Annotated in this window: 6 protein-coding genes; all 6 read right to left on the bottom strand. The window is 72.6% G+C overall.

Going from position 1 to position 3,086, the window contains the following annotated elements:
- Nucleotides 1-111 precede the first annotated feature (111 nt).
- Entirely contained in the window at nt 112-723 is a 612-nt protein-coding gene (locus B7L92_RS38225) for a hypothetical protein (protein WP_081241649.1), read from the bottom strand.
- A gap of 32 nt (nt 724-755) precedes the next feature.
- Nucleotides 756-968: a hypothetical protein gene (locus tag B7L92_RS38220; RefSeq protein WP_081241648.1), complete on the bottom strand. Its 213-nt coding sequence runs from the start codon at nt 966-968 to the stop codon at nt 756-758.
- 18 nt (nt 969-986) lie between these two features.
- Nucleotides 987-1,352 carry a hypothetical protein gene (locus tag B7L92_RS38215; RefSeq protein WP_081241647.1) on the bottom strand — a complete coding sequence of 122 codons (366 nt, stop codon included), beginning with the start codon at nt 1,350-1,352 and terminating at the stop codon, nt 987-989.
- A gap of 86 nt (nt 1,353-1,438) precedes the next feature.
- Nucleotides 1,439-1,882 carry a hypothetical protein gene (locus B7L92_RS43370; protein ID WP_255311361.1) on the bottom strand — a complete coding sequence of 148 codons (444 nt, stop codon included), beginning with the start codon at nt 1,880-1,882 and terminating at the stop codon, nt 1,439-1,441.
- Nucleotides 1,883-1,975: 93 nt separating this feature from the next.
- Nucleotides 1,976-2,491: a hypothetical protein gene (locus tag B7L92_RS43365; RefSeq protein ID WP_255311360.1), complete on the bottom strand. Its 516-nt coding sequence runs from the start codon at nt 2,489-2,491 to the stop codon at nt 1,976-1,978.
- 150 nt (nt 2,492-2,641) lie between these two features.
- Nucleotides 2,642-3,055 (bottom strand): SsgA family sporulation/cell division regulator, encoded by a 414-nt coding sequence (locus tag B7L92_RS38205; RefSeq protein WP_081241650.1) that lies wholly within the window; start codon nt 3,053-3,055, stop codon nt 2,642-2,644.
- Nucleotides 3,056-3,086: the final 31 nt, after the last annotated feature.

The raw sequence follows: 3,086 nt of genomic DNA, 5'->3' as shown, positions 1-3,086 counted from the left end.
CCGCCGTTGTGAGGGTGCGAGAGGGGGCGGGGAGGGGGAGGAGCACCCCTCTCGCATTACTAATAATAATTCTTCCTGGTTGGGTGTGAACCCACCTCTGACCTGATGTTTTTACTCCCGTGGCACCTGAGTGAGGGCGGTGAGCATGGGGATCATCAAATCGGGGCGGCCGCAGGCGTCGACCTGGACCCATTCCCCGGAGGTGCCGACGACCACGGACAGACTGTCGACCTGGACGGGGCGGTGCTGCCCGGCGGGCCCGGGGACGTGCTGCCAGGAGATCCGGGTGCGCCGGCGTTCTTCCTCGACGCGGGCGCCGGGGAGCGCGGCGGCCACGGCTGCGGCGACGGCGCGGCGGGCGTGTGCCTCGGCCTGCTGGTAGGCGGTGAGTTGGGCGGCCTGCTCCATGGCCTGGGCGTGCAGCGGGTACAGCCGCCGCTTGATCTCGCGGGCCACATGAGCCACGCTGATCGTGCTCACCTGGATCGACGGTGCCGCCACCCGCTCCTCGTCCGGCAGGCCGGCGAAGACCTGCAGCCGCTGCGGGCGGCGGGCGTCGGGCTGACACAGCCGCAGGGCGCGGTCCTCGTCGTCGACGATCAGCCGGGCCAGACCCCGCCGGTACTCGGACAGCGGCGCGGTGCGGCAGTGGGTTCCCAGCGCGGTGGCGACCTCCTCGGCGAACGCGTCGAACTGCTGCTGGGTCTTCAGCTCCTCGGCCATGGCGGTGCTCTCCTCCTGCGGCAGTCGGGCATTCAGGGGCGGTGCGGCCTGCGGGCAGCCGCGGGGCGGGTGCGGGTGCGGGCGCGGTCGGCGGCCTCCTGGCGCCGGACGGCGTCGTGGCGGGCGTCGTCGGCGGTGTAGCCGGTGTCGCACCACGGCTTGCACAGCTGGCCCGGTGGGGCGCCGCACGTCTCGCAGTGGTCGTCGAAGTCCTCGGGGCGCCATGGGCGCGGCTGGCCGGTCATGCGGCATCGCCTCTCTGGTCAGGGCGTGGTAGTCCACAGTTGGGTGCCGGCGCGGGCGCTGACGCTCGGGCGTTCCGGCATGTCGCGGTAGTCGGACACCCGCACGTAGCCGCCGCGCTCGGTGTCCAGGCGGATGACGTCTCCCTCCCACTCCCATGCGGCGATCAGCTCCGCGGGAAGGGTGCTGATGTCGTCGGCCTGCACCTGCCCTGCCCAGGCGGTCAGTTCCTCGCCGTAGACCTGCCGCCACTGGCGCAGGACGAAAAAGAGCTGGCCGAAGTCGTCGGCCAGGGCCAGCGCGCGCGCCTGGCCGGGGGCCGGGCATTCGGCGTACCGGGGCACGTCGGGCCGGGTGCGCTCACCCAGACTCATCAACCAACGCATGATCAGACCTTTCCTTCGATTCCTTCGATGCGTGCGGGGGTGCCCCCGGGGGGTGGCCTGCCAGCAGGCCACCCCCCGGGGAAGGGTTAGGGGCGGATGCGCTCGCTGGTCTGGCGCGCCTCGCAGCGGGCCTGGTCGGCTGCGGCCTGAGGGCTGGTGGCGTAGACAACGTTGACGCTGCCGAAAGCGGTCTCGGCGTCGCTGGCGTGCTGCTCGTGGGCGTCGGCCCGGGCGTCCGGGTCGGCCGGGGCTTCCTCGACGTGCCAGACGTCCACCTCGCCGCCGCCCTTCCACTGACCGACCACGAAATACGGACGCTCCACCTGCGGCGCGGCGCTGCCCGGGGCCGGTCGGCGACCGCGTGAGCGGGCCCGTGCCTGGGCGCGCAGGGAGTCGGCCTCGGTCTGGGCGCGGCGGGCGTACTCGTGCTCGCGGGCGGCTGCGGTGCGGCAGTAGGGGCCCCGCCACTGCTCGACGGCGACGGCGCGGGAAAGGGAACCGGGGTAGTCGGCCAGCACCAGCAGCAACACCGGGTGTGGGCAGACGCTGAACCATCGCGCCGCGGTCCACCAGGCGGCCACGGCGGCACGCAGTGCGGGCCGGGCGGTACGGGCCTCCCGCTCCTAGCGGGCGGCCTCAGCCTGGTGGTGGGCGGCCGACCACGCCAGGAAGCGCAGCAGGGCCGGGGTGTCGCGCTGCCGGGAAGCGGTGAGGATGGCGGGCAGGTCCTCGCGCTGCATGACGTGCTCGGCGCAAGCCTGCAAGACGGCGGTGAGCATCGCGGCCGTTTTCGGGGACGGCTCGTGACCGGCGGCGGTCTCCATCGGGTACACCGACACTTCGGGGCGGCCCACAACGTCGATATACAGCTTGAGGCTTCCCCGGTAGCCGCTGCTGCCGCGGGCGAGGCGGGGCAGCGTGTCGTCGGGGGCGGTGTCCTGATAGGCGTTGACGGGGCCGAGGCAGGCGCGCACGGAGGTGAACCGGTCCCAGTGCTGAGGGTGGTGGGTTCCGGTGACGTGCACCTGGCCGCGCATCGCGCCGCCCAGCTCGAATACGACGGCGTCGTCCTGGAGGGGGCCTGCTGTGGCGTGCACGGGGCCGGCCGGGGTCTCGATGGTCAGGCTGTCACGGTTCATGAACGGTGCCTCCTGGGCGTTCGCGGCGGTGGCTTTCGGGAGACGGCTTCCGGTGGAGCCGGGGGCCGGTGGAGAGGGCGGGAGCGCTGGCGTGCTGTCCGGCGACCCGTGCCGTCACCCTGCGGCGACGGCACGGGCGGACGTCTTGCCCTAGCTCTCCGCCAGGAGGCACGAGAGCTCCTCGTCGAGGCACAGGTGACCGTGCTCCGTGCCGGGCGGCACGGCGGCGGCCGTGCGCTCCAGGAAGCCCTCCAAGACCCGCGCCGGGGCGTGAAGCAGCGCCTCACCCTCCTCGGATGTCAGGGCGATACACACGACGTCCAGGCCACGACTGCGGCACGGCCAGACCTGGACGTCACCGATCCCGGCGGGGCGGTGGAGGCCGGCGGTGAGGAGTTCGCGGGCGAACACCCACTCCACGGCTACTTCGGCTCCGGTGTGGAAGGCGGCACGCACGGCGTAGGGGTCGGCCGTGTCATACCGCAGACTCGCCCGGACCGGCAGGGAAGACTCACTCGACAGAATGAGGCGCAGGTGCAGTTCGCAGCTGACTGTGGTGTCCATGAGCGGCAGGGCCTTTCGCTCAGTGTGCGCT

Source organism: Streptomyces viridosporus, assembly GCF_002078235.1.
Classification (GTDB): Bacteria; Actinomycetota; Actinomycetes; order Streptomycetales; family Streptomycetaceae; genus Streptomyces; species Streptomyces viridosporus.
The sequence above is the reverse complement of the archived record's forward strand: the minus strand, read 5'-3'. Positions and strand labels throughout refer to the sequence as shown.